Below are 25,760 nucleotides of genomic sequence, written 5' to 3'. Positions count from 1 at the left end.
CCGGCGGGCAACGTTTGCCCGTCGAGGAGCGGCGTCCGGTGTGTGCTCTGGGGGTCCCCCCGGCCGAAGGTTGGGGGAGTGCCGGCCGGAAGTCCTCGTACTGGACGTACTTGGGCTTTCGGCCGGTGCGGCGAAAGGGCGTGCCGGGCGTCGCGACGGGGCGAACGTCGCCTGCTGGGGCACTAGCTCTGCGGCGATGGCAGCAGACGTGGCTCCAGCCGTTCCTCGACCGCCGAGCCTCCCTCGCGCCTGACCACGTATGCGCCCTTGCCCGGTATCTCCGTGACCGCCTCGACGAGTTGGGTGCCCCGGTACACCAGCCCCACGCCGTCGTCCGTGCAGTGGGTGACGGGCAGTGTGCCGTCGGCGACCAGCCGGTGGACCAGCGGGCGGCGGCCCTGGTCGCTGTCGTAGTGGACGCCGTTGCCGTAGGGCAGGTATCCGAGGCCGTTGGTGAGCGGGCGCAGTTCGGGGCCGAAGGAGTCCGTGGTGCCACCCCGGAACCAGCAGATCGACCCGGCGCTCACCCCGCTGAGCACGACCCCGGCTTCCCACGCGCGCCGGAAGATCGCGTCGAGTCCGTGGACGCGCCATACGGCGAGCAGGTTCGCCGCCGAGCCGCCCATGACCCACACGACGTCCTGTTCGAGCACCGATCCCTCGATGTCCTTGAGGTTCGGCATGGGAAAGAGGTGGAGCGGGGTCAGGTCGAAGCCCGCCACGCGGGCCGCCTCGCTCATGCGCGTGGTGAAGTGCTCGGCGTCGCCGATCGCTGTCCCGATGTACATGACGCGCGGACGGCGCCCCTGAACCCCCGCCAGGTCCACGGCATGGTGGACGAGGGCGTCGAAGGTCACCCTGGTGCGGTCTCCGACGCGGTGACCACCCGAAGTGGCAAGGATGGTGGGCTCGGTGGCGGTCATGGATCGCGACCTTACCAAGGCCGCGACGCCACGTGATCTTCAACGGGGCTGTTCCGAACCGATCTTGGACGGGCCCGATCCAGTGCGATCTTCGACGGGGCCGATCCGCCCGATCTCCGACGGACCCGGTCCACCACGATCTCCAACGAGCGCGGCCCGCCGCGATCTTCAACGACCTCATCCGCATCCACCAGGCCGCTCAGTCCTCGAGCCCCCAGCTGTGGATCCGCTTCGGGTGGATGCGGATCAGCTCCTCGCTGAAGTGCGGACCCAACTCGTGCGGACCGGTGAGGAGTTCGGCCTCTCCTCGAATGTCGACGCCTCTGACCTTCCACGGCGCGAGGCTGACGATGTCGTCGACGACGAGGGCGACCTTCGGGTTCTTCTGCAGGTTGCGCCACTTCTTCGTGGCGCCCATCGAGTAGCCGCCGATCAGGATCGTCCCGTCCTCCTGCGGGAAGAAGCCGACGGGGTTCGCCTGCGGCTGCCCGTGGGGGTCGACGGTGGCCAGCCGTCCCAGCCGCTGCGTCTTGAGGTAGGCGCGCTCGGCCGCGCTGAATTCGGTCATGACAGCAGCCAAACACTCCCGCGCCGCGATTGCATCGGATGCTGGTCCTAGGTCCAGGGGAGTACGGGGACGTCGTACGGGCGCGTCCATTGGGGTGACGGTGCGTTGAGGGGGCCGACGGGCAGGGAAGCCATGCTCCCATGACGCGCGCGATCAAGGTCCGGCATCTCCTGGCAGCCCTGGTGACCTCCCTGGTGCTCACCCCGCCGACCGCGCTCGCCGAGTCCGAGCCCGGCCGGGCCGTCCCCACGCCGAGCCGGATCTGGACCGGCACCTGGGAAGCCGCCGCCTCCGGCACCGCCCCCGCGCTGCCCGGCGCCTCGATCCGCAATGTGGTGCACACCAGCGTCGGCGGCCGCGCCGCTCGCGTCCGGCTCTCCAATCGGCTCGGCACGGCACCGCTGCAACTCGACGCCGTGACGGTGGCGTTGCAGCAGTCGGACGCGCCCAGAAGCCCGCGGGCCGTCCCCGGTTCGATGCGTACGGTCACCTTCGCCGGCGCCGGATCGGTGACGATCCCCGCGGGCAGAGACCTGGTCAGCGACCCCGTCGCCCTCCAGGTCCCTGCCGACGCCAACCTCCTGATCTCGCTCCACACCCCCGCCGACTCGGGCCCGGCGACCTATCACCGCTCCGCCCTCCAGACCAACTTCCTGGCCCGCAAGGGCAATCGCACCGCCGAGGAAAGCGGCAGCGCGTACACCGGCACCCTGGGGAACTGGTACTACGTGACCGGCGTCGACGTGCTCGGCTCGGCCGTCGTGGGCAGCGTGGTCACGCTCGGCGACTCCATCACCGACGGCACCGGCTCGACGTTCAGCGCCAACCACCGCTGGCCCGACCGGCTCGCCGACCGTCTGCGCCGCCTCCCGCCCCACCGCCGCCTCGGCGTCCTGAACGCTGGGATCGCCGGAAACCGCGTCCTGCTCGACGGCCGCGGCCCCAGCGCCCTGTCCCGCCTGGACGCCGATGTGTTCTCCCGCACCGGCGTACGCGCGGTGATCGTGATGGAGGGCATCAACGACATCAAGGGCACCCCCGAGCAGACGGATCCCGGCGCCATCGAGGACGCGTACCGCCGCATCGTGCGCCACGCACATGCCCGCGGCATCCGCGTCATCGGCGCAACGCTCCCCCCGTACGGCGGTCACGCCGCGTACACCCGGGCCCGTGAGGCCGTGCGGCAGTCGGTCAACGCCGTCATCCGCCCGCGCGGCCTCTTCGACGCGGTCGCGGACTTCGACGCCACCGTCCGAGACCCGTCCCACCCGAACCGCATCCGCCCCGCCTACGACCCCGGCGACCACCTCCACTTCAACGACGCGGGCATGAAGGCAATGGCCGACACGATCGACCTGACGACGCTCGCCCCATAGGGCCTGTCGTCACACTCACTTCGTCCTCCCGGAGAGCGGACGGGAGTGTGACGACCGAGCCCAGGCATCTCCAGAAATCCTCAAACGGGCAGTCCCCACCTGGGTGCCGCTTCGTTCGGCTCGACCGGCGCGATCGTCAGGTCCGGCCGGTCCCCCTTCGCCGTGATGAGCGCCGTCTCGCCCTTGCGCAGGGCGATGCGGATCGCGCCGTCGCCCGCGTCGGAGTACCGCAGGGCTCGCCCGCGTGCGTCCCGCACCTCGACGGGGCCCGTGATGCCATGCCGTACGACGCAGGGGGCACCCGCCTCGCTGACCAGTCGGACCCAGCGGGTGGCCCCGCTTTCGCGTACCGCCGAGAGCAGAAAGGCACCCTGCGTACGGAAGTTGTGGACCGTCAGGTCCGACCAGGCGGCGGGCAGTGCGGGGAAGACGCGGACGACGCCGCCCCACGACTGGCAGACCATGTCGTGCAGGGACTGGGCGGCCGAGAGGGGGGTCTCGATGACCGGGCCCGACTCCTTGTACATGGTGTTGGCCTGGATGAAGCGGGTCATCAGCTCACCCAGGTACCCGAGCGCGTCCTCGCCCTTGCCGAGCAGCGCGGACATCGAGGCCGCGCCGGTGAAGGTGTAGCCCTGAAGGGCGCCCTCGAAGCCGACCCAGTGTGCCAACGACTTCTCGATCAGGGCCCGTTCGTCGGGTGTGCGGCCGGTCAGCTCGTACAGCGGGTACACCGCGAGCAGATGCGAGTAGTGGCGGTGCGACTTCGCGAAGGGAATGTCCGCGCCGATCATGAACCCGTTGGCGTCGGTGGGATACGCCACCCGCTTGGCCAGCACCTCGCGCCAGCGCGGCGCCAGCTCGTCGTCGATGCCGAGGAGTTCGGCCGACTCCAGCAGGGTCCGGCAGCCCCAGGTCAGCAGCATCAGGTCGTAGTTGCAGTCGCGCGTGTTGCCGCCGTACTCGGGGGAGAAGGTGGCCGGAAGATGCAACTTGCCGTCCGCGCCCGGCTCCAGGAAGTGCAGGTAGTAGTTGATCGCCTTCCGCAGCAGGGGGAACAGGACGTCGCGGAGAATCGACTCGTCCATGGTGTGGCGGTAGCTGAGCCAGACGTTGTGCAGGGCCCAGGTGAGGTTGCCGACCTCGGGAGTGGGCGGATCCTGGCCGGGGATGCCGACGCCGTAGCCGGTGAGGGTGCCCGCCGCGCCGTTGACGAGGTGGGGGTCCGTGGTGCGCGGGATGCCCAGCGAGTCACCGCGGTACCGTTCCGCGACCTCCTTGAACAGGTTGTCCCGGTACTCGCTCAACGCCCTTGTCACCGCGTCGAGTTCGAGATGGTTCGAGCCCTGGATCAGCCAGTACTCCAGCTGCACGTTCAGGTTCCACCAGGTGTTGGGCCAGGGCGTGGACTCCAGCCAGGGCCCGCTGGTGGCCATCACGGGCGCGTCCCGGCGGGCGGCGGACGCCGTCTTGTACAGCTGGATCCAGTAGAAACGCTGGATGCGCGCGTCGGGGAGCGAGAGGAAGCTCTTGCGGTAGTAGGCGTTCCACCAGGCGCGATGTGCTTGCGCCAGCCGGTCGTACGGCAACGCCGAAGCCCCGCGCACGGTGGCGAGCGCCCGGTCCAGCGCCGTGGACGTCGGGTACGAGTGCGCGACATGGACGTACAGCGTGCGGGTGGCACCGCGCGTGCGCTCGCGCCAGGCGGTCGCGTGCTGTCCGCCCGACAGCAGCGGCTGTACGGCGGCCAGGACGCCGTCGTGCTCGGCGACCTCGGCGGCCGGGTTGCCCTGGTAGCCGTCCGGCAGCGGTTTGAAGGCGGCGCGCGGGCTGATCGCGTCCGCCGGATGGAACACCCACCGGAAGTCGCGCTCGCCCTCGCTCGGTGTCACCTCGACGGCGAGGACCGAGCGGGAGTTGTGCACCAGTGCGCGGAGTGTCAGCGTGCCCCGGTCCGTGGTGAGCGTCCCGGTCAGCTCGGCGTCGCGCAGCCGGAGCCGCCAGTCAAGTCCCGTGATGGTGCCGACCGGCTCCAGCGTGAAGTAGCCGAGGGGCAGCCGGGCGAGCCCGAAGAGCGAGCCGAACTCCGGGCGGTGGTCCTGCACCTCGGAGTGCTGCACGTTGAAGCGTACGGCCGAAAAGGATTCGGCATCGGCGCCCGGCTCGGCGTAGATCCCGGAGCCGAGGAAGCCGTTGCCGAGGTACGGCCCCTCGTACCAGGTCTTCGGCATCCGCTGCCAGACGAGGTCGGCGTCGTCGAGGACGGTGCGCCAGGGATCGGCGGCGCCCTCGGGGACGGCTGCCCTCGCCTGCGCGGGCAGGCCTCCGGCGAGCAGCGTCCCGCCGAGGGCGGGTCCGGTGGCGAGCACGGTACGTCTGGACGGGCTGGGCATCGCGTCTCCTGACGGCTCTTCGACTGGCGGCTCATGCGGCAACGTACGCAGGATGATTCATCGGAGCTATCCCAGACCGAAACGTAGAGATGGTGCGGCGAACCGTCAATGGCTGGAGAGAGATCCGATGTGTAGGTGTGTACATGAATGGCAGCCGTGTGCCTGGACGATGGCACTCAGCCCCGGATCACCGCCGCCAACCACGCCCCCATGATCAGCAGGCAGGCGAACAGCTCCGTCAGCACACTCCACCCGCCCGACCGCATCGCGGTCCGCACCGCCGCCCGCGCCTGTCCGTGTCCGCCCAGCCGCAGCCGCTCGGAGAGATAGATCCCGCCGATGAAGCCGGGTATCGCGCCCACCACCGGCAGCAGAAAGAAGCCGAGCAGCGCCCCTGTCCCGGCGTACACCGCCATCCGGGTGGTGGCCCCGCTCGCGCGCAGCCGCCGCGGCGGCAGTACCCAGCGGACCGCCTGGGCCAGCAGCAGGACCACGGTCGCGCCCACGAGCACGGCCCAGGAGAGCGCTCGCGGGTCGGTCAATGCCCACCACAGGACCGCGGCCCAGACGAGCCACGACCCCGGCACACCGGGCACCAGTACTCCGGCAAGGCCGAGCAGAATCACCACGCCGACCAGCAGGAGTTCCCACACTCCCATCTGCCCAGAGTGACTGAGCGGGCCCCCGACCGCAGGTCAGTACCGCGCCGAGTGGCCGCGCCGGCAGTACCGCGTCCTCCAGCCGGGCTGCTGTCAGTCCCGCGCCGGCCGGCTCCGCCGACAGCAGCCGTCCCGCTGACAGCAGTCGTCCCGCCGGTGTCAGTCCCGCGCCACCCAGCCCCGCTCGTACGCGTGCCAGCCCAGCTGGAGTCGTGTCGTCACGCCCGTCAGCTCCATCAGCCGCTTCACTCGGCGCTGGACGGTCCGCAGGCCCAGATCCAGCTGTTTGGCGACGCTTGCGTCGGTCAGCCCGGCCAGCAGCAGCGACAGGATTTCCAGGTCGGTGCTGTCGGGGCCGTCGGGCTCCTGCTCGCTGACACCTCTGCTGCCGAGCCGCAGCGGCAGCGCGTCCCGCCACACCGACTCGAAGAGGCCCGACAACAGCTCGAGGAGGCCGCTCGCGTGCACCACGAGCGCCGCGGGCTCCGCGGTGTGCGAGGTGAGCGGGACCATCGCGAGCGTCCGGTCGGCGATCACCAGCTTGGTCGGCACCTTGTCCACGACCCGCACCTGCTCGTCGCGGCTGAGCGCGGCGGACAGCTCGGTGATGCCGGTGGGCTGGTTGAGGACGGCCCGTTCGAGCACCACGCGATAGCCGACGCCCCGGCCCGCGGCCTGTTCCTCCGCGTCGTTGTCCATCCCCGAGACCGCGACCGGATTCCCGGTGACCAGCGCGCACACCTCCTCGGCGGCGCCGAGCTGGAGCTGCAGGAACCGCTGCGAGACCGCCGCCGCGCCGATCACCACCTCGACCAGGTCGTGCACTGCAGGTTCGGCGGCCGCCGCCCGGTACTCCTCCGCGAGCAGCGCTGCCGCGAGCTCCGCCTTCTCCAGCTCGTGCCGCTGCTGGGTGAGCAGCGCGCCGAGGGCGACCCCGGGCGGCGCCGCGACCCAGCGTCCGGGCCGTGCCGACGACTGGGCGGCGAGACCGTGCCGCTCCAGCCGGCGCAGGGCGAGTTCGGTGTCGTACTCGCCGAGCGTGAGCCGCCGCGCGAGATCGGGCACGTCGGCGGCGCCCACCGACACCAGCGCCCGGTAGGCCGACTCGTGCGTCTCGTCCAGACCTATCGCTCCCAGCATGCGGCGATGTCCCTCCCCAAGGATCCGTTCCGGCCGGTCGGCGGGTGTCCGTGGCGGGAAGCAGCCACGGCGCAAACCCGCCTCGGCACATCATCCCCGCACCACCTGCCTCTCTGCCAAGCTCACGCCACCGCAGCACCAACCACCGCCCGCAATACCCTGCTTGAACCTGTTCGGCCTGCGCGGACGCGCGTGGAACGACCTTGGGGAGTGGGACTTTGGGCGGAGCGATATCGCGTAGGACGGCAACACTCCCTTCACGCAGACCCGGCAGTCCGGCTCGGACCTGTACGTGTATCCGGAGGGCGCCGTCGCGGCCATCGCCGCGACGGGGCGAACGTTGCCTGCTGGGGCACTAGGTCCTGTCGGCAGTGGGGGAGTGTGCCAGGCGTCGCGGGGCAGGCGGGAGTTCGACGACAGGGCCAAGTCCGGTCACCCAGGCGCCGCCGGGCGGTTCTCCCGTGGGGGGTGGGACCGTCCGGCGGCTTCGTATCGCCGTGCGGCATCCAACCCGCGGGCCGGTTTTTCCGGATGCCCCGTTTTCATCCGGCTCCGGCGGTGGACAATTGGGGGCATGAGCCAGCAGGGGGAGAAGCCAACCGGTCATGAGGACGACTGGTGGGGGCAGTTGTACGACGACTCCACCGAGGACACGGGGCCCGCGGCCGCGGCCGATTCTCTGGACGATCGGTTCGCGTCGGCCGCGGGGACGGTGGGACTGGAGACCGCCGGGGGGCCGGCCGCCGCCGCACGGCGACCGGACACGCCCGCGCCCGACATCCCGCGGCAGCCGGAGCGACCTCCCACGGTGCCGGGCGCGTCCCCCGCCGAACCGGAACAGCCCCCCGCGGTACCGGAGCAGCGCGACGCCGCGTCCGCGTCCGGGGCCTGGCCGGGGGCGACGCCGCGGACACCCGAGGGACGTGCACCCGCAGGGGGTGCGCCTGAGAGGTCTGCGCCGCGGCCCGGCCGGCGGGAGCGCGGTGACATCCCCGGTCCGAGCCCTGACCCCGGCCCGCTCCAGCGCAGTGGCCTCGCCCCGCAACCCGCGCCCTGGGAGCCCCCGCCCCCCGAACCACCGGCTCCCGCGACCTTCCCTCCCGGGCCGCCACCACCCGGGTTTCCCCCGCAGGAGCGCGGGAGCCGAACGTCCACGGAGTCGCCCGGCAGCGCGGTGCCCGCGTCGAGGGCACCCGTGGACGCGCCACCGGCCCCCACCTCACCGCCTGCCGTGCCTGTGGGCGACACCTTGCCGATCACTCCGTCCGACGCCCGGCCCCCGCGGCCCACTTCCGCCCCCGAGGACGCCCCGCCCGGCGAACCTGCCCTCTCCGTCCCCCATCAGCCGCCCGCCGTCGACTACGTGGGCTCGGGCCCGCCCACCTACGACGCCGAACCGACCGCGCTCCCGCCCGCCGACCCGGACGACCTCGACGACCTGGTCGCCGACACCGTGCTGGACGGCGCGCGTTACGGGACGAGCACGCTGCGGGCCGCGTCCGTGCGCGGGGACTCCGCTCGCTACCGGGGCGAGCCACGCAGGGACTCGCTGCTCACCGCCCGGTTCGGGACGGGGGAGCAGGCGCTGGTGCTCGTCGCGATGGCCACCGGCGCGCGGGCCACCCCGGGCGCGCACCGGGCGGCGGCCGAGGCGTGCCAGTGGATCGGGCGCGCCGTGGGCCGCAGCCACGCACGGCTGGCCGAGGACATCCGGGCCGCCCGGCGCGGCGATCTGAAGTCGGGACTGCACCGGCTCACCGACCGCAGCCTGGGCAAACTGCGGGCGAGCGCGGCCGAGCAGGGCATCGAACCGGAGGAGTACACCGCCGGCCTGCGCTGCCTGCTGCTGCCGGCCGACCCGGGGTGCCGCACGCGCGTCTTCTTCGGCGTCGGCGCGGGCGGCCTGTTCCGGTTGCGGGACGGCGAGTGGCAGGACATCGAGCCTCGGGTCGCGGAGGCCACCGGCGAGGCCGTCGTCGGCTTCGGATCGCTGCCCCACGAGACCCCCGAGGGCGACCGGCTCACCATGGACCTGGGCATCACCACGCCCCCGAGCCCGTACGAACCCGCCCCCGCACCGCCGCGCGACCCCTTCCGGTTCCGCGCCTCCGTCGCCCAGCCGGGTGACACGCTTCTGCTCTGCACCGGCGGCCTGGCGGAGCCGCTGCGCGGCGAACCCGAACTCGCCGAACACCTGACGGAGCGGTGGTCGGCGGCGGAACCGCCCGGCCTCGCCGCCTTCCTCGCGGACACCTTGGTGCGGGTCAAGGGATACGCCGACGACCGCACGGCCGCGGCCGTTTGGGAGGCGTAACCGCGCGCCTTGTGAATTCATGGATCCAGGGGATGGACCACGGGCCCCGGGGGACCCGCAAGACCCGAGGGATCCCAGGGATCCCAGGATCGCGAAGAGGTGCGTGAAGCATGGCCAAGCAGAACGTCGCCGAACAGTTCGTCGACATCCTCGCCCGCGCGGGCGTCAAGCGGCTGTACGGAGTCGTCGGCGACAGCCTCAACCCTGTCGTCGACGCCATTCGGCGCAACTCGGCCATCGACTGGATCCATGTCCGGCACGAGGAGACCGCCGCCTTCGCCGCCGGCGCGGAGGCGCAGATCACCGGCAAGCTCACCGCCTGCGCCGGCTCCTGCGGCCCCGGCAACCTCCACCTCATCAACGGCCTGTACGACGCCCACCGCTCCATGGCTCCGGTCCTCGCCCTCGCCTCACAGATCCCGTCCAGCGAGATCGGTCTCGGCTACTTCCAGGAGACCCACCCCGACCAGCTCTTCCGCGAGTGCAGCCACTACAGCGAGCTGATCTCCAGCCCGAAGCAGATGCCGAGGCTGCTGCAGACCGCCATCCAGCACGCGGTGGGCCAGTCCGGCGTCAGCGTGGTCTCCCTTCCCGGCGACATCGCCGCCGAGCCCGCCCCGGACAAGCCCCTGGAGACCGCCCTCGTCACCTCCCGGCCCACGGTCCGCCCCGGCGACACCGAGATCGACAAGCTCGTGGCGATGATCGACGAGGCCGAGAAGGTCACACTCTTCTGCGGCAGCGGCACGGCGGGCGCGCACGCCGAGGTCATGGAGTTCGCCGGGAAGATCAAGTCCCCGGTCGGGCACGCGCTGCGGGGCAAGGAGTGGATCCAGTACGACAACCCCTTCGACGTCGGCATGAGCGGACTGCTCGGCTACGGCGCCGCCTACGAGGCCACCCACGAGTGCGATCTGCTGATCCTGCTCGGCACCGACTTCCCGTACAACGCTTTCCTCCCCAGCGATGTGAAGATCGCCCAAGTCGACGTCCGGCCCGAGCACTTGGGCCGCCGTTCGAAGCTGGACCTGGCGGTCTGGGGTGATGTGAAGGAGACCCTGCTCTGCCTCATCCCGCGCGTGAAGCCGAAGGAGAACCGGCGCTTCCTCGACAAGATGCTGAAGAAGCACGCCGACGCGCTCGAAGGCGTCGTCAAGGCGTACACGAGGAAGGTCGAGAAGCACATCCCGATCCACCCCGAATACGTGGCCTCCGTGCTCGACGAACTCGCCGCCGAGGACGCGGTGTTCACGGTCGACACCGGGATGTGCAATGTCTGGGCGGCCCGTTACATCTCGCCCAACGGCCGCCGCCGCGTCATCGGTTCGTTCTCGCACGGCTCGATGGCGAACGCGCTGCCGATGGCGATCGGCGCACAGTTCACCGACCAGAACCGGCAGGTCGTCTCGATGTCCGGCGACGGTGGATTCTCCATGCTGATGGGCGACTTCCTCACCCTCGTCCAGTACGACCTGCCGGTGAAGGTCGTCCTCTTCAACAACTCCTCCCTGAGCATGGTCGAGTTGGAGATGCTGGTGGCCGGCCTGCCCTCGTACGGCACCACGAACAAGAACCCCGACTTCGCGGCCGTCGCCCGCGCCTGCGGTGCGTACGGTGTCCGGGTCGAGAAGCCCAAACAGCTTGAAGGCGCACTGAAGGATGCCTTCAAGCACAAGGGCCCGGCCCTCGTCGACATCGTCACCGACCCCAACGCACTGTCCATCCCGCCGAAGATCAGCGCGGAGATGGTGACGGGGTTCGCGCTGTCCGCTTCGAAGATCGTCCTGGACGGCGGGGTCGGCCGCATGGTGCAGCTGGCCCGCTCGAACCTGCGCAACGTGCCGCGGCCCTAGCCGGTGAGGGGGGTCCAGCGGCGGCCCGCGTACCAGTAGTGGGGCAGGCCCTTGATGCCGCTGGTGCGGAACGGGCGACCGTGGTCGTCGATCCGGACGGTGCCGCTGCGTCCCTGGGAGGACCAGTCGAGTTCGAGGTACCAGCGGCAGTCGCAGTCCTCGGTGCGGGCGTCGACCAGGAGCACTTCCGGGTCGTGGGCCGACACCCTGTACGGCATGCGCCGCGCGGGAAGCGGTTCGCCCGTGTCGCTGCCCGGAACCGCGCGGGCGATGGGCCGGTCGACGTCCAGATCAACGGCGAAGGAGCGGGGGCTCATGTCTCCGCCGCAGCCCTGGTCCATGGCGTAGGCGGTGCCCTTCACGGGGGCGTCGCGCCCCACGACACGCACCCGGAGCGCCTCCAGGACGACGGCCGTGTCCGTCCGCCCCTGCACCGAGACCTCCACCAGCGTCTCGTGCCCGTGCACCGCGCCCTGCGTCTTCACCCAGGTCTCGGCGTCCTGCGGGGCCGGGGGCGGCGGGACCTGCTGGGGGGACTTGCGGATGACGTAGTCGTGGCTGCATCCGAGCTGCCAGAGCTGCGAGTTCGCGGTCCAGGTGACCGGGGCGACGCTGGGGGAGTCGGGGGAGGAACTCGCGGACGCTCCCGGGGAGTCGTGCCCCGAGCCGGGCGCCTTCGGCGAGGGGGTGTCGGACGGCTGTTCACCGCCGTTGGAGGAACTCGGGGATGGGGAGCCGTGACGACCGCCGGACGCCCTCGGGGAAGTCGCGCCGGGCGCCTTCGACGAGGACGCGCCGGACACCTTGCCGCCGTCGGTCGAGGAGCGGTCGGCCGACAGCGCCGACAGGCTGCCCAGCGTGGCGAGCAGCGCGGAGGTCACGGCGGCGGTGACGGTGACGCGCCGCCGGTACCAGGGCCGCCGGGACGGCGGGCCCGGGGTGGGCTCGCCCGTCGGCAGTCGGCCGGGGGCATCCGTCGGGCTGAGGCCGTCCGTGGGGTGGGCGATGCCCGTCCGGCCGGCGGAGACCGTCGGACGGGTGACATGGGTCGGGTCGGCGGCGGACGAGTGGGTCGGGCCCGCTGCGGGCGTCGGGTCCGAGGAGGGGCTTGGGTCCGAGGAGGGGCTTGGGTCTGAGGTGGGCTTTGAGGTTGACGTGTGGGTCGGGTCCGGGGCGGGCGTCGGGTCCAAGGCGTGGCCCGGATCTGAGGCGGGGGTCGCGCTCGCGCCGGAGTCGCCCGCCGGGTGCGGCGGTGGGCCGCTGTCCTCCACCCGTTTCGGGGCCTGGGGTGCGGCCGACGCACGCGACCGCTGTCGTGCCGCCACCGCCAGGATCCACAGCCGATGCAGTTCGATCCGCTCGGCCGGCGTCGCCCCGCACATCGCGGCGAACCGCTCCACGGGAGCGAAGTCCAGCGGCACCGCGTCCCCTGCGCAGTAGCGGTGCAGCGTCGATGTGTTCATGTTCAGGCGGCGCGCGAGAGCACCGTAACTGCGGTCCGTGCCTGCCTTCAGACGCCTCAGCAGCGCCGCGAACTCCTCGACGTCGTCCTGTGTCGACACCGTTCCCCCGTCTCCCGTCCCAGGACGGCATCCCAGGCACTCCATGTAGGGGGAGGTCAGAAGGCCTGGGACTGTTCCACCGTTGCGGATCGGGCGCGGTCCGTTGTGCCTGCCCCAGGCGGCCGCCGATGCTCTTGGTGTCGCGACGACCAGACCATCGGACCACCGAAATCGGGGAAGCACACTGATGAACCGCAACACCACCGCACGCAAGCCGCTCCGCCGCGCCGCCCTGGCCGTCGGCCTCGCCGCCGCCCTCGCCCTCCCGCTCGCACTCACCGCATCCGCGGAGGCGACCACGGGAGCCGCCGCACAGCGCACCATCAGCGGCAAGCCGTCGGACAACATCACCCGGATCGCCGACTTCTACGGCGCGTACATCGACGCACAGAGCGACCCGGACCACGGCGGCAAGCTCGCCACCGAGCTCCGGAAGTTCTACGTCCAGGCCGACTACCTCAGGGAAGTGACGGCGTGGGAGGACCGGAACCACGCGGACGGCATCCTGCGTGCCCAGAACGTCCCGGTGAAGTGGACGGTCACCGACAACGGCACGGCCGACCACACGGAGGCCGCCATCACCCTGACCTGGGGCGACCGCACGACCACCAAGCTCGTCGTCGACATGACCCGGAGGGGCCACAAGATCATCCACATCGGCGCCAAGGGCATCGGCGGCAACTAGTGCCGCGTCAGCGGCACTAGCGCGCCCGCGGCCTACGCCGGTCGCAGCCGCAGCGTGAGGATCTGGAACGGCCGCAGCTCGAATTCCGGCGGGGCTTCGTGCAGCGGCCGTTCCAGCAGGTCGGCCACCTGGGCCCGGGCCACCGGGAAGCCCGTGGTCAACGTGGCCCGTGCGCGCCCGCCCCGGGACTCGTACAGCCGGACCACCACATCGCCACCGCGGTCCTCGGCGAGCTTGACCGACTCGACGGTGACGGCCGGGTTGTCGACGCTCACCAGCGGTTCGAGCGACGGCGCCGCGGCCGATCGCAGCGGGAGGTTCAGGGCGAGCCCCTCCGCGACGGCGTCCCCCACACCAGCGCCCGGCAACAGCGCGTAGGTGAACCGGTGCGTGCCCAGATCCGTCTCCGGGTCAGGGCTGTGCGGGGCGCGCAGCAGCGTGAGCCGTACGGTCGTGCCCAGCCCGTGTTCATGCGGCGTGCGGGTCACGTCATGGCCGTACGCCGAGTCGTTGAGGACGGCCACGCCGTATCCGTCCTCCGCGACCCGCAGCCAGCGGTGCGCGCAGATCTCGAAGCGGGCCGCGTCCCAGCCGGTGTTGGTGTGGGTGGGACGGTGCACATGGCCGAACTGGATCTCGGCGGCGGAGCGTTCGGCGTGCACGTCGAGCGGGAAGGCGGCCTTGAGCACCTTCTCCGACTCCTGCCAGTCGATGTCCGTGACGATGTCCAGCCGGCGGCTCGCCCCCGTCAGCCGGATCTCCTGGGTGACGCGGGACGTGCCGAAGGCGCGGACGACGCGGACGGTCGCGCGCAGCGGCCCGCTCTCGACGAGCTCCACCGACTCGGCGGCCGTCAGATCCGTGTGCCTGCGTCGGTAGTGCCGGTCGATGTCCCAGGCGTCCCACGCATTCGGGTGGTCGGGGTGCAGCTGGAGGAGGTTGCCGGGGCCGCTGAGCACTTCGCGGTCGGCCACGCGGTCCCGGACGGAGGCGAGCAGCCCGTCGCGGTCGACCGTCACCCGCATCCACTGGTTCTCCAACAGGATGGTGTCCCCGGCCTGTTCGACCCGCACACCCGCTCCGACAGCGGCCGATACGGCCACACTCCCGAGCCCCGGCACCGTCACCAGCCCGTCCCCGACCACCTCCGTGCGTTCGTACGGCGAGGCGTTCAGCACCGCGGGCGAGCCCGGCCCCAGCGCCCGTACCGCCTCGGCCGTGATCTCCTCCAGCTCCGCGAGCACCCGTGCGTAGGTCTCCCGTGCCTCGCGGTGCACCCACGCGATCGACGAGCCCGGCAGGATGTCGTGGAACTGGTGCAGCAGCACCGTCTTCCAGAGCCGGTCGAGGGCGTCGTACGGGTAGGCGTACGCAGGGTCGCGTACGGCCGCGGCGGTGCACCACAACTCGGCCTCGCGCAGGGCGTGTTCCGATCTGCGGTTGCCCTGCTTCGTCTTCGCCTGCGTGGTGTACGTGGCCCGGTGCAGCTCCAGATACAGCTCGCCGGACCACACCGGCGCGTGGGCCCCGTACTCCTCCTCGGCGGCCGCGAAGAAGGCCGAAGGCCGCTCGATCGCGACACGCGGCGAGCCCTCCAGGGACCGCAACCGCCGTGCCTTCTCCAGCATTTCGCGGGTCGGGCCGCCCCCGCCGTCGCCCCAGCCGAACGGGACGAGTGAGCGGGTGGCCCGTCCCTTTTCGGCGAAGTTCCTTTCCGCATGGGCGAGTTCACGGCCGTGGAACTGGGAGTTGTAGGTGTCCACGGGCGGGAAATGGGTGAAGACGCGGGTGCCGTCGATGCCCTCCCACCAGAAGGTGTGGTGGGGCATTTTGTTGGACTGGTTCCAGCTCAGCTTCTGGGTGAGGAACCAGCGGACGCCCGCGAGCTTGGCCAGTTGGGGGAAGGCGGCCGTGTAGCCGAAGGAGTCGGGCAGCCAGATCTCCTCGGTCTCGACGCCCAGTTCCTGTGCGAAGAAGCGCTTGCCGTGGATGATTTGGCGGGCCAGCGCCTCACCGCCCGGCATGTTGGCGTCCGACTCGACCCACATCGAGCCCACCGGGGCCCAATTTCCTTCCTCCACCGCCTTCTTGATGCGTTCCCAGATGTGCGGCTGGTGCTCCTTGACCCAGGCGTACTGCTGGGCCTGCGAACAGGCGAAGAGCAGCTCCGGGTAGTCCTGGGCGAGCGCGGTGACGTTGGCGAAGGTGCGCGAGGCCTTACGGACCGTTTCGCGCAGCGGCCACAGCCACGCCGAGTCGATGTGGGCGTGCCCGGCGGCCGAGATCCGGTGCGCGCTGGCCGAGGCTGGCCGGGACAGTGCGTCCGTCAGCTCGGCCCGGGCGGCGGCCGCCGTACCGGACACGTCGTGCAGGTCGAGTGCGTCCAGCATGTCCTCGAGCGCGCGCAGGATCTCGTGCCGTCGGGGCCGGTCCACGGGCAGCTCGTGCATCAGCTCCGACAGCACTTCGATGTCGAGGACGAGCTGCCACACGTCCTTGTCGAGTACGGCGAGATCGGCAGCCGCGAATCGGTAGATGGGCCGATCGCCCGCGGTCAGCACGTCCCCGAGCGACGTCGGTTCGAAGCCGTGCAGCACAGCCGGGTTGGCCGCCGCCTCCAGCAGCAGATGCACGGCCTCGCCTCCCTGCGCGGGCGCGGCGACCGTGAAATGCCGGTTGCGCGGGTGGATCCCCTTGAGGGGGACGCCGGCAGCGTCGTACAGGAGCCCCTCCGCCTGGAAACCGGGGCCGTCGCCTGTGAACCCCGGGTCGATCACCACCTCCACAGGGCGGCCCGCCCACTCCTCGGGCACCCGGCCCTCGATACGGAACCAACTCGTCGACCAGGGCTTTCCCCAGACCGTGCCGGTCATGAACGGCTCGTACGCGGCCTGCAGTGCCTGGTCGACGGGCACCGGCTCACCGGGTACATGCCACACGGACAGCACCAGGGGCACCCGGTCCGCGTACTGCGCGGGGCGCAGGAACTGTCGCAGCGCGCGCTCCAGTCGCCCCTCCACCAGCGAACGGTCGTCGTGCACGGCGGCTCCTCGGCGCTCGGACGGCTCTGTGCACAGTGTCACTTCCCCGCCGAGATGCGGCGCATCCGTGCGCGCCCGGCGGGTGGTTCACGATTCGACATGACTGTCGCGTTGCCGACGGGGCATGGATCCCCGTGAACGTGTTCGAGCGGGAGGGAACCGACATCGGCGTGCAGGCGGGGGTCATGAAGAGGCAGGCACGAGGAGGTGGTCCGATGGCCATCGGGGCCTCCTCCGCGAAGGCAGTGGAGGAAGCGGCCGACAAGGCGACCGACCAGCCGGGTGACGCGCAGCTCAGGCGCAGGCTGGGGAGGGCGGACCTGCGGGCCGTGCCGGAGGTCCGAAAGGCACTGAGGGAGCTGTTACGTCACTGGGGGAAGCCGGGAAGGTCCGAGATAGCCGAGCTGCTGACCAGCGAGCTCGTCACCAACGCACTCATTCACACCGACCACGACGCGGTCCTGACGGCCACCGTCGGACCCCACGGACTCCGCGTGGAAGTCCGGGACTTCGTGGGACGCAGGCCCAGACTGCGGGTACCGAACGCCGACGACGGTACGCACGGCAGAGGCCTCGTTCTCGTCCAGTCCCTCGCGGACGCGTGGGGCGTACGGGCGCACGGCGTGGGCAAGGCGGTCTGGTTCGAACTGGACGGCGGCGCGGTGTAGGACACCGCGCCGCCGTTGTCGTCCTGTCCGGGGTCCGGCCGCTGGGCGGCCGGACCGTCCGGGCGCTCGGGATCGGATGTGCGCCCAGGCCTCAGCCGAACTGCTGCTCGAGGTCCTTGAGCTTGCGCTCCAGCGAGTCGAGTCGCGGCAGGGCCATCGTGTCGTCCTCGGCGGTGAGGTCGACGGTGATCGGCTCAGTGCTCTTGCGGACGGGCGTAAGGGAGGGCCGTGAGCGTACGGGCAGCTGCTCCGGCGATATGGCAGGCTCCGCGGAGGCCTGGGCGGGAGCTCGCTCCACGGTGGTCTCCAGCTGCTGCCGGGCGCCGCGGCCGGGCAGGCCCCGGTGGCCGCGGCTGAGCGCCTTGAGGTGCGCCCGCTCGACCCGCTCCTCATTGCGGCGGCGCAGTCGGTTCTGCTCCTTCTGGCGCCGGTCCTCGCGCACCTCGTCGACCGCCTCGTCGAGCGAGCGGACGTTCTCCAGGAGCATCAGCGACCAGGCGCTGTAGGTCTCACGGGGCGCGCGCAGCCAGCGGACGATGCGGATCTGCGGCAGCGGACGCGGGACCAGGCCCTGCTCACGCAGTGCGGCACGGCGGGTCTGCTTCAGCGCGCGGTCGAACAGCACGGCGGCCGACAGCGACATGCCCGCGAAGAACTGCGGGGCGCCCGCGTGGTCGATGCCCCGGGGCGCGTGCACCCAGTTGAACCAGGCCGCGGCGCCTGCGAACGTCCATACGAGTATCCGGGAGCCGAGCGCCGCGTCACCGTGGCTGGCCTCGCGGACCGCGAGGACGGAGCAGAACATGGCCGCGCCGTCCAGGCCGAACGGGACGAGGTACTCCCAGCCGTCGGAGAGGCCGAGGTTCTGCTCGCCGAAGCCGACCAGGCCGTGGAAGGAGAGTGCTGCGGCGACCGCGGCGCAGCAGAACAACAGCACGTAGGAAGCCGTGCCGTAGATGGCTTCCTTACGCCTGCGGCGCTCCTCGCTGCGCTCCCACGAGTCGTCACTGCTCGCGTTCTCCCCGGACCGCTTGCCGCGCGCGAGCACCGCCACCGCCGCCAGCAGTCCCAGGAGCAAAACGGCGCCCGGAAGCAGCCAGTTCAGCGATATGTCGGTCAGTCTCATCTGGGGTCCCTTGCATTGGGATAGGGCGTAACGCCCGCCATAGTGGCCCAATCCCGTCGGCCCTCAGGGGGTTTCGGGGCAAGAGGCCGCCAAGGATGTGCAAGGGGATGCGCAGGGCGACATTCTGCTCGAACTGCCGCGCGAGGGACGGGAGTTGAGTGCGAATAAGATTACCCGTACGGATGGTTCCACGGAAAGTTCCTGCGACAAGTGAGGAATTTGTGAATCGCCTGTAACCGCACGGGTGTCCCGGTCGCGGATGATCTTACGGGATCCGGGGCCGTGCCCCGTCCTGCGAAGGCCTCAACTGGCGGCGGCAGCCGTCAACTTGGCCACGCGATCCGCGTCGCAGGTGCGCGGGCAGGTGGCACAGGTGTCCTCGGGGCACAGTGTGTAGAAGAGGCAGCAGCTCGCCCGGTCGCGGGTGGGCAGCGTCTCCCCGTTCGGACCGGTCAGTTCACGGAAGGCGGCGGAGCCCGCGTACGGCTGCGTCGCCCCCGGCAGCAGCAGCTCCAGCTCGCGCATCGCGCGCCGCTCCTCGCCGAGTAGATGGGCGACGTACCAGAGGCCCTCGACGATCTCGTCGGTCGCCATGCCCCACAGGGCACGGCCGCGCCGCCGCATGCGCGGGCCGAAGCCGCCGAGGATCGGTTCCAGATGCTCGGCGACGGCGGCCCGCACCTGCGCCCGCAGCGTCTCCTCGTCCGGTACGACCCGGGCGCCGGGCAGGCCGGCCGCCGGATCGTCGGGCAGACAGGCGAAGGTCGTGACCCGGACGGCCATCCGGCCGAGCGCCCGGTCGTATGTGACGTGCTCCACAGGAAAGCGGGGTACGCGGCGCAGCAGGAACCACGGGACCGTGATCAGCAGACAGGCGGGCCAGGCGTACCGGTGCAGCCCGAAGCTCGCCACCACATCCGGCCGCGCCCGCTGTCCGTAGTCCCGGATGACCTGTGTTTCGTCCCACGCCAGGAACGCGTCGAGACCGGCCCCGCCCTCCGCGAGCCGGGCGGCGGAGACCCAGCCGCTGTCCCGCGGGGTCGCCTCCCCGTGTTGCAGCTCCGTGACGCTCAGCCCGGGGAAGGCCTCGGTCAGCCGGGCGTACGCGTCCGCGACGGGCGAGGAGGCCGGGCGTACGTCGGTGGCGGCCGGGGTGCCGGAGGGGAGGGCGGGAGCGGGCATGCGAGGACCACCGCTTCACGATCGTTTACAGGTAAGGCTTACCTTACCCCGTGTACATGATGTTTGAACTGAGGCTCTGTGCGCCTATGGTGCTTGACGGACGAGTAACAACCGCCGCAATGACCCCCAAGTGCCACCAACCCCGGAGGAGGACCCCGTGGAGCAGGCCGGCCCGCGCAATGCGCACGGCTCCGTCGGTAGGGGGGCCGGAGTCCCGGACATCCGTACGGGGGTCGTTCGGGTACCCGCACAGCCGCAGGCCGCGGATGTGGACCGCAAGCGGGGTGTCGCCGCCGAGGGCGCCGGCGCCGGCGCTCGCGGCGAGCACACGCACAGCGAGACGCCCATCCCGCGCCCGCGCGCCGAGGGCGCGCGTCCTGTCGTCCAGCGCGCCTCCGTACGCGGACAGATCCTCGACGCCCTGCGCACCGCGCTCGTCGCCGGCGAGCTCGCCCCCGGAGAGGTGTACTCGGCGCCCGCGCTCGGCGAGCGGTTCGGGGTGTCCGCCACGCCGGTACGGGAGGCCATGCAGCAGCTCGCGCTGGAGGGCGCCGTCGAGGTCGTGCCCAACAGGGGCTTCCGGGTCGTCGAGCGCGGCACGCGGGAGCTGGCCGAACTCGCCGAGATCCGGGCTCTGATCGAAGTCCCGGTGCTGCTGCGGCTCGCGCGCACCGTGCCCGCGGCCCGCTGGGCGGACCTGCGCCCGCTTGCCGAGGCGACGGTACGGGCCGCCTCCTCGGGCTGCCGCGCGACCTACGCCGAGTCCGACCGGGCCTTCCATCGCGGGGTGCTCGCCCTGGCGGGCAATGTCCAGCTGGTGCAGATCGCCGACGACCTGCACCGCCGCGCCCAGTGGCCCCTGGTCGGCGGCCCCGTGGGCCGAGGCCGCGCGGACCTCGTAGCCGACGCCGCCGAACACACCTCCCTGCTGGACGCGTTGATCGCCGAGGACCTGGCGGTCGTGCAGTCCCTGGTGCGGGAGCACTTCGCCGGAGCGTCCTGACACCGCGGATAGGTGCCCTTCCGCTCACCCGTGTCACGGATCCGTACGGTCCGCGCAACACACCCCTTCGCCGGGAACCCGGGCCGCCCCGCGCGCGTGCCTTCGCGTACACGGCGAGAGCCGGACCGAAACCGGGGGAGAGACCGATGCCCGACCCGTCCTGGATGGCGCAGCAGCAGGCACAGCAGGCCGCACAGCAGGCCCAGCAGATCCATCAGAACCAGGTACGCCACCACCGTCAGATGCACGACATGGCCCGCGCCCACGGCCCGCACTCGGGCGCGCCCCAGCTGCACCGCCCCATGTCCTACGGCGGCAGCCGCGGTGGCGGACTGCGCGGCTTCCTCACGCTCCTCGTGATCGTGGCGGTGGTCGTCTACGTGGCCCGTGACCCCGAACTCCGCACCAGTGTGGCGACGTTCGCCCGCAACCTCTTGGTGCACGTCCAGAGCAGCTAGGGCCGGTCGTGTGGATCAGGCCGGGCTCGCGGGGCTTGGCGCGCACATCTGCGGCGTTGTCGTCGTTCGCCGACTCCCCCCACGCTCGGCTTCGCTCGCGCGGGGGGACCCCCATCGCGTCGACTCCCTCCTCCGCCTTGCGGCTGCACGCGCCAAGCCCCGCTCCCTGATCCGGCCTGATCCAAGCGACAGGCCTCGGAAGGTTCCGGCGGACTCCGGGTACGGGCGGCAGCGGTAAGGGGCGCGAGGAACTGGGCGACCGGCCACGAACCACCCGCAGCCGCCGGACGTGGATGCCCTTCGCGCTCTCAGGCTGTCGCCGCGGGCGGGGTCAGCTGCTGTGCCAGCCAGGTGGGTACGCCCCCGAGCAACCGGAACAACCGCCCCGCCTCGGCGCGCAGCCGAGAAGCCTCGGGCTCGGCCTCCGCGTCGGCCAGGGACGCCAACGCCGGAGCCGTACCCACGAGATACCCCAACTCCTCACGGATCCGCAAAGACTCGGCGAAGCCGTGTCGCGCCTCCGCCAACTCCCCGTCCCGCAGGGCGAGTCCGGCGAGATGCCGCCAGGTGAACGAGAGCAGCAGCGGGTCGCCATGGGCGACCGCCCCCGCGTGAGCACGCCGGTAGGCGGCCCGCGCGGCCTGCGGCGAGCGCGCGAGGTTCTCGGCCAGCAGCCCGCGCCGGAAGTCCAGCAGGGCTCGCCCGGCGGCGCCCGGCGCGATCAGGGCCGCCGCCCGGCCGAGCGCGGCGCGTGCCTCGTCCGCGCGGTCACGTACGCCGAGCAGAGTGGCCGCGTAGGCGAGCTGTCCGCGCTCGCAGGCCGCCGCGCCCCGCTCGTCGTCGCTCTGCGCCACCGCCTCCGCCGTGCGCAGCGCGTCCTCGGCCTCGGCCCAGCCCTGCTCGGTGTACAGGCACCGCTCGACGAGGAGCGAGGCTCTTTGCAGCGCCGCCTCCGCGGTGTGCGGCTTGAGCAGCGCGGCAGCGTCGGCCCAGCAGGCGCGTGAGCGCAGCCGCCATACCGCGGTCTGGAGTGGATCGTCCCCTGCAGTCGTTCCGGAACCAGACATGGCGGTATGCGCCACGTTGCCCTCCCCGAGCACACCATTGAGCTGTTGAGTGGTGGCATCTCAGCACGGATCGCGGGGCCCGGCCAAGGGGGTGGGTGAAGGATTTCACAAAGTCGTGGGACACCGGCGCCACTTGGGGACCGTGGGGCCGACGAGCCCGCGACCTCAACTCATGCGCAACGCCAGGAAGAAATCGAGCTTGTCCTCCAGTCGCGACAGGTCCCGACTCGTCAACTGCTCGATACGGCCCACCCGGTAGCGCAGCGTGTTGACGTGCAGGTGCAGACGGGTGGCGCAGCGCGTCCACGAGCCGTCGCAGTCGAGAAACGCCTCCAGCGTGGGGATCAGCTCGGCGCGGTGGCGGCGGTCGTAGTCGCGCAGCGGGTCGAGCAGTCGGGCGGTGAAGGCGCGGCGCACGTCGTCGGGCACGAAGGGGAGCAGCAGCACGTGCGACGCCAGTTCCTGGTGCCCGGCCGCGCACACCCGACCCGGGCGCGCCGCGGCGACCCGGCGGGCGTGCCGGGCCTCCTCCAGTGCGCCGCGCAGCCCCTCCGCCGAGTGCACGGCGGCGCTGACGCCGAGGGTGAGCCGCCCGTCGTCGTTCAGGCCGGCCGACAGCGGGTCCCGTACGGCCTCCAGGAGCGTGTCGGCGAGCAACCCCGACTCGGAGCCGTCGTGTTCCGTCGACACCGCCGGCAGGGGGACGAGCGCGATCGCCTCGTCACCCGTGTGGGCGACGGCGATGCGGTCGGAGTGCTCGGGGCCCGTCGAGAGCGGGTCGACGAGGATCTCCTCCAGGAGCGACTGGGCGACCGGACCGCCCTCGATCTCGCCGCCGTCCCACTCGACACGGGCCACGACCACCTGCCAGTGCGGGGCCGCCCCGAGTCCGGGCAGCAGCACCGGCGCGGCCACCCGCAGCCGGGCCGCGATCTCGGCCGGCGCGGCGCCCGTCTGCACCAGCTCCAGGACCTCCTGCGCGAGCCGCCGGCGCACCGTGCGCGCGGCGTCCCGCCGGTCGCGCTCCACCGCGATCAGCTGGGTGACGCCCTGGAGCAGGTCGAGCCGCTCGTCGGGCCAGTCCCCGGCGTCCGCCTCGACGGCGAGCAGCCAGTCGGACAGCACCGTTTCGCGCACGTCGCGGGAGGCGCCCGTGGAGCGCCCGGCCGAGCGGATCGGGAAGAGCGAGTACGTCGTCGTGCCGACCGTCACCCGGTGTGGGCCGCGGCGTCCGGTGCGCGCCGCCGCCAGATGCTCGGCGGCCAGCTTGGCGCACATGCCCGTGGGCAGTCCGGGGCCCGTGAGCTTCGAGCCCGCGATGGGCCGCCCGGTGGGCGAGAGGACCCAGGCCCGCAGATCCAAGTCGGTGCCGAGCAGGTCCAGGACCACGTCGGGACCGCCGCCGGCCGGGCCCGACGTCATCATCCGCCGGTGCCGGTCCACCACCGCGGCCAGGTCCCCGGCGCGCTCGCCCGAGACCTGCCGTACGACGTGCTCGGTGATCGTCGCGAAGGCCACCGACTCGTTCACCGCGAACAGCGGCAGCCGGTGCCGGGCGCAGGCCACGACGAGGTCGTCGGGGATGTCGCCCAGCTCCGCCTCACCGGCGGCCAGCGCCGCGACCCCGGCGCTCGCGAGGATGCGTACGAAGGGCTCCGAGTCGTCGGCGTCGTGCCGCCAGGCGAGGCCGGTGAGGACCAGTTCGCCGCCGGAGAGATAGCGGCTGGGGTCCTTGAGGTCCGTGGTCATCACACCGCGGACGGTGCGGTCCAGCTCGTCCTCGCCGCCGAGCAGCCGCAGGCCCAGCGCGTCGGTGTCCAGCAGTGCGCGCAGCCGCATTCTCGTCGCCGCCGTTCTTTGTCTCGAAATCTACGATGGATCTGTGCTGAGGACCCGGCGAGCGGATTCTCGGACTCCGGAGAGTCGGCCCGCGTGTGCCCAGGACGCCGGTCCCGCCCCCTCCGAGGCTGTGTCCTGGGCTTTCGCGAGCTGTGCTCTCTCTGTCCCGGGCCGTGCTTGAAGTTTCCAGAGGAAAACAAGGAGGTTACTGGTGCCCTCCGTTCATACGAATCTACAAGATGCGCGCCCTGGCCAGCCAACTCCTTCATGGTTTCGGTGACTGACCCCGGCGTTGTACGGCGCGGTGTACTGACCCCGATCCGCGTGAACAACTCATGAACGAGCCGGGCCGCCGCACACGATCTTTGGCTCAAACAGAACGACCCACGATACGAAGAAGAGAGCCACTCATGGACTTCCTTCGCCCCGCCAGCTGGGAGGAGGCGCTCGCCGCCAAGGCTGAGCACCCCACCGCTGTGCCGATTGCGGGTGGCACCGATGTGATGGTCGAGATCAACTTCGACCACCGTCGGCCCGAGTACCTCCTTGACCTGAACCGCATCGGCGAGCTGAGCGAGTGGGAGGTCGGCGAGGAGAGCGTGCGCCTGGGCGCCTCCGTTCCGTACACCCAGATCATGGAGAATCTGCGCGGCGAGCTTCCCGGCCTGGCCCTGGCCTCGCACACCGTGGCCTCCCCGCAGATCCGCAACCGCGGCGGCGTGGGCGGCAACCTCGGCACCGCCTCCCCGGCCGGTGACGCCCACCCCGCGCTCCTGGCGGCGGGCGCCGAGGTCGAGGTCGAGTCCGTACGCGGCTCGCGGCTGATCCCGATCGACGAGTTCTACACCGGCGTGAAGCGCAACGCGCTCGCCGCGGACGAGCTGATCCGGGCCGTACACGTCAAGAAGGCGGACGGCCCCCAGCAGTACTCGAAGGTCGGCACCCGCAACGCGATGGTGATCGCGGTGTGCGCCTTCGGCCTGGCTCTGCACCCCGAGACCCGCACGGTCCGCACCGGCATCGGCTCGGCCGCGCCGACCCCGGTCCGCGCCAAGGCCGCCGAGGAGTTCCTGAACGCGGCGCTCGAAGAGGGCGGCTTCTGGGACAACGGAAAGATCATCACCCCGTCGGTCGCCAAGCAGTTCGCGGACCTGTGCTCCGCCGCCTGCAACCCGATCGACGACGTCCGGGGCACGGCGAGCTACCGCCGCCACGCGGTCGGCATCATGGCCCGCCGGACGCTCACCTGGACCTGGGAGTCGTACCGCGGCACCGCCGCCGGCACGGAGGGAGTCGCGTAATGCGCGTCAATTTCACGGTCAACGGCCGTCAGCAGGAAGCCGACGACGTGTGGGAGGGCGAGTCCCTGCTGTACGTGCTGCGGGAGCGCCTGGGCCTGCCGGGTTCGAAGAACGCCTGTGAGCAGGGCGAGTGCGGTTCCTGCACGGTCCGCCTCGACGGTGTGCCGGTGTGTTCGTGTCTGGTCGCGGCCGGTCAGGTCGAGGGCCGCGAGGTCGTCACGGTCGAGGGTCTCGCGGACTTCGCCAAGCAGCGCGCGGAGCACGGCGGTTGCGCCACCGGCGCCTGCGGCACCTCCGGGACGCCGGGCACCTCGCTCGACGAGGCCAAGCAGTGGGCCGCCAAGGGCCACGACTCGCAGACCGGCGAGGGCGGGGAACTCTCCCCGATCCAGCAGGCGTTCATCGACGCCGGCGCCGTCCAGTGCGGCTTTTGCACCCCGGGTCTGCTGGTCGCGGCGGACGAGATGCTGGAGCGCACCCCGAACCCGACCGACGCGGACATCCGCGAGGCGCTCTCGGGCAACCTGTGCCGCTGCACCGGCTACGAGAAGATCATGGACGCGGTCCGCCTCGCGGCCGCCCGGCAGTCTGAGGCGGTCTGA

The 25,760-nt window shown here is 71.6% G+C and carries 20 protein-coding genes; 9 read left to right on the top strand and 11 right to left on the bottom strand.

Translation table 11 applies throughout. The annotated features are described in order from the left end of the window. Positions 1 to 182 precede the first annotated feature (182 nt). Together ACIBK0_RS32250 and ACIBK0_RS32245 are read right to left on the bottom strand one after the other, a co-directional pair. Positions 183 to 923: a Type 1 glutamine amidotransferase-like domain-containing protein gene (locus ACIBK0_RS32250; protein ID WP_399087666.1), complete on the bottom strand. Its 741-nt coding sequence runs from the start codon at positions 921 to 923 to the stop codon at positions 183 to 185. A 199-nt stretch (positions 924 to 1,122) separates the two neighbouring features. Further along, positions 1,123 to 1,491, bottom strand: a complete 369-nt coding sequence (locus ACIBK0_RS32245) for a PPOX class F420-dependent oxidoreductase (protein WP_399087664.1) — start codon at positions 1,489 to 1,491, stop codon at positions 1,123 to 1,125. A 140-nt stretch (positions 1,492 to 1,631) separates the two neighbouring features. Here ACIBK0_RS32245 and ACIBK0_RS32240 point away from each other — a divergent pair, with 140 nt between their 5' ends. Beyond that, a complete protein-coding gene (locus tag ACIBK0_RS32240) occupies positions 1,632 to 2,867 on the top strand; it encodes an SGNH/GDSL hydrolase family protein (RefSeq protein WP_399087662.1) in 1,236 nt (411 codons plus the stop codon). Between the two features lie 80 nt (positions 2,868 to 2,947). Here ACIBK0_RS32240 and ACIBK0_RS32235 read toward each other — a convergent pair whose 3' ends face one another. From ACIBK0_RS32235 to ACIBK0_RS32225, 3 genes are all read right to left on the bottom strand, one after another. After that, on the bottom strand, positions 2,948 to 5,260 hold the full coding sequence (locus tag ACIBK0_RS32235) for a glycosyl hydrolase family 95 catalytic domain-containing protein (RefSeq protein WP_399087660.1): 2,313 nt from the start codon (positions 5,258 to 5,260) through the stop codon (positions 2,948 to 2,950). A 176-nt stretch (positions 5,261 to 5,436) separates the two neighbouring features. Beyond that, positions 5,437 to 5,919, bottom strand: coding sequence for a DUF456 domain-containing protein (locus tag ACIBK0_RS32230; protein ID WP_399087658.1), 483 nt, complete (start codon positions 5,917 to 5,919; stop codon positions 5,437 to 5,439). A 159-nt stretch (positions 5,920 to 6,078) separates the two neighbouring features. Continuing rightward, positions 6,079 to 7,059, bottom strand: coding sequence for a winged helix-turn-helix transcriptional regulator (locus ACIBK0_RS32225; protein ID WP_399087656.1), 981 nt, complete (start codon positions 7,057 to 7,059; stop codon positions 6,079 to 6,081). Between the two features lie 574 nt (positions 7,060 to 7,633). Here ACIBK0_RS32225 and ACIBK0_RS32220 point away from each other — a divergent pair. Both ACIBK0_RS32220 and ACIBK0_RS32215 read left to right on the top strand, forming a co-directional pair. Beyond that, on the top strand, positions 7,634 to 9,373 hold the full coding sequence (locus tag ACIBK0_RS32220) for a protein phosphatase 2C domain-containing protein (RefSeq protein WP_399087654.1): 1,740 nt from the start codon (positions 7,634 to 7,636) through the stop codon (positions 9,371 to 9,373). 110 nt (positions 9,374 to 9,483) lie between these two features. Continuing rightward, positions 9,484 to 11,226, top strand: a complete 1,743-nt coding sequence (locus ACIBK0_RS32215; protein ID WP_399087652.1) for a pyruvate dehydrogenase — start codon at positions 9,484 to 9,486, stop codon at positions 11,224 to 11,226. Here ACIBK0_RS32215 and ACIBK0_RS32210 read toward each other — a convergent pair. Beyond that, complete coding sequence (locus ACIBK0_RS32210) at positions 11,223 to 12,833, bottom strand: helix-turn-helix domain-containing protein (protein ID WP_399087650.1); 1,611 nt, start codon at positions 12,831 to 12,833, stop codon at positions 11,223 to 11,225. The genes ACIBK0_RS32215 and ACIBK0_RS32210 overlap by 4 nt on opposite strands. A 142-nt stretch (positions 12,834 to 12,975) precedes the next feature. Here ACIBK0_RS32210 and ACIBK0_RS32205 point away from each other — a divergent pair, with 142 nt between their 5' ends. After that, positions 12,976 to 13,473 (top strand): hypothetical protein, encoded by a 498-nt coding sequence (locus ACIBK0_RS32205; protein WP_399087648.1) that lies wholly within the window; start codon positions 12,976 to 12,978, stop codon positions 13,471 to 13,473. Positions 13,474 to 13,505: 32 nt separating this feature from the next. On the opposite strand, the gene ACIBK0_RS32200 is transcribed toward ACIBK0_RS32205, so the two are convergent. Then, positions 13,506 to 16,514, bottom strand: a complete 3,009-nt coding sequence (locus ACIBK0_RS32200) for an alpha-mannosidase (RefSeq protein ID WP_399087646.1) — start codon at positions 16,512 to 16,514, stop codon at positions 13,506 to 13,508. Positions 16,515 to 16,729: 215 nt separating this feature from the next. On the opposite strand from ACIBK0_RS32200, the gene ACIBK0_RS32195 reads away from it, so the two are divergent. Continuing rightward, entirely contained in the window at positions 16,730 to 17,182 is a 453-nt protein-coding gene (locus ACIBK0_RS32195; RefSeq protein WP_399087644.1) for an ATP-binding protein, read from the top strand. Positions 17,183 to 17,273: 91 nt separating this feature from the next. Here the strand turns inward: ACIBK0_RS32195 and ACIBK0_RS32190 are convergent, their stop codons facing one another. Then, positions 17,274 to 18,308: a DUF2637 domain-containing protein gene (locus ACIBK0_RS32190; RefSeq protein ID WP_399087642.1), complete on the bottom strand. Its 1,035-nt coding sequence runs from the start codon at positions 18,306 to 18,308 to the stop codon at positions 17,274 to 17,276. Between the two features lie 303 nt (positions 18,309 to 18,611). After that, entirely contained in the window at positions 18,612 to 19,490 is an 879-nt protein-coding gene (locus tag ACIBK0_RS32185) for a (2Fe-2S)-binding protein (RefSeq protein ID WP_399087640.1), read from the bottom strand. Between the two features lie 157 nt (positions 19,491 to 19,647). On the opposite strand from ACIBK0_RS32185, the gene ACIBK0_RS32180 reads away from it, so the two are divergent. After that, a complete protein-coding gene (locus ACIBK0_RS32180) occupies positions 19,648 to 20,493 on the top strand; it encodes a GntR family transcriptional regulator (protein ID WP_399087638.1) in 846 nt (281 codons plus the stop codon). A 146-nt stretch (positions 20,494 to 20,639) separates the two neighbouring features. Beyond that, positions 20,640 to 20,951: a hypothetical protein gene (locus ACIBK0_RS32175; RefSeq protein ID WP_399087636.1), complete on the top strand. Its 312-nt coding sequence runs from the start codon at positions 20,640 to 20,642 to the stop codon at positions 20,949 to 20,951. A gap of 308 nt (positions 20,952 to 21,259) precedes the next feature. On the opposite strand, the gene ACIBK0_RS32170 is transcribed toward ACIBK0_RS32175, so the two are convergent. Further along, the gene (locus ACIBK0_RS32170; protein ID WP_399087634.1) at positions 21,260 to 22,033 is read right to left on the bottom strand and encodes a hypothetical protein; all 774 of its coding nucleotides are present in this window, start codon (positions 22,031 to 22,033) and stop codon (positions 21,260 to 21,262) included. Positions 22,034 to 22,183: 150 nt separating this feature from the next. Continuing rightward, positions 22,184 to 23,857 (bottom strand): PucR family transcriptional regulator, encoded by a 1,674-nt coding sequence (locus tag ACIBK0_RS32165; RefSeq protein WP_399087632.1) that lies wholly within the window; start codon positions 23,855 to 23,857, stop codon positions 22,184 to 22,186. 410 nt (positions 23,858 to 24,267) lie between these two features. Between ACIBK0_RS32165 and ACIBK0_RS32160 the strand changes: the two genes are divergently transcribed. After that, positions 24,268 to 25,158 carry an FAD binding domain-containing protein gene (locus ACIBK0_RS32160; protein ID WP_399087630.1) on the top strand — a complete coding sequence of 297 codons (891 nt, stop codon included), beginning with the start codon at positions 24,268 to 24,270 and terminating at the stop codon, positions 25,156 to 25,158. Beyond that, on the top strand, positions 25,158 to 25,760 hold the full coding sequence (locus tag ACIBK0_RS32155) for a (2Fe-2S)-binding protein (protein WP_399087628.1): 603 nt from the start codon (positions 25,158 to 25,160) through the stop codon (positions 25,758 to 25,760). Before ACIBK0_RS32160 ends, ACIBK0_RS32155 begins: the two co-directional genes overlap by 1 nt.

It is taken from the genome of Streptomyces sp. NPDC050564, from assembly GCF_044457265.1.
Lineage (GTDB): Bacteria > Actinomycetota > Actinomycetes > Streptomycetales > Streptomycetaceae > Streptomyces.
The sequence above is the reverse complement of the archived record's forward strand: the minus strand, read 5'-3'. Positions and strand labels throughout refer to the sequence as shown.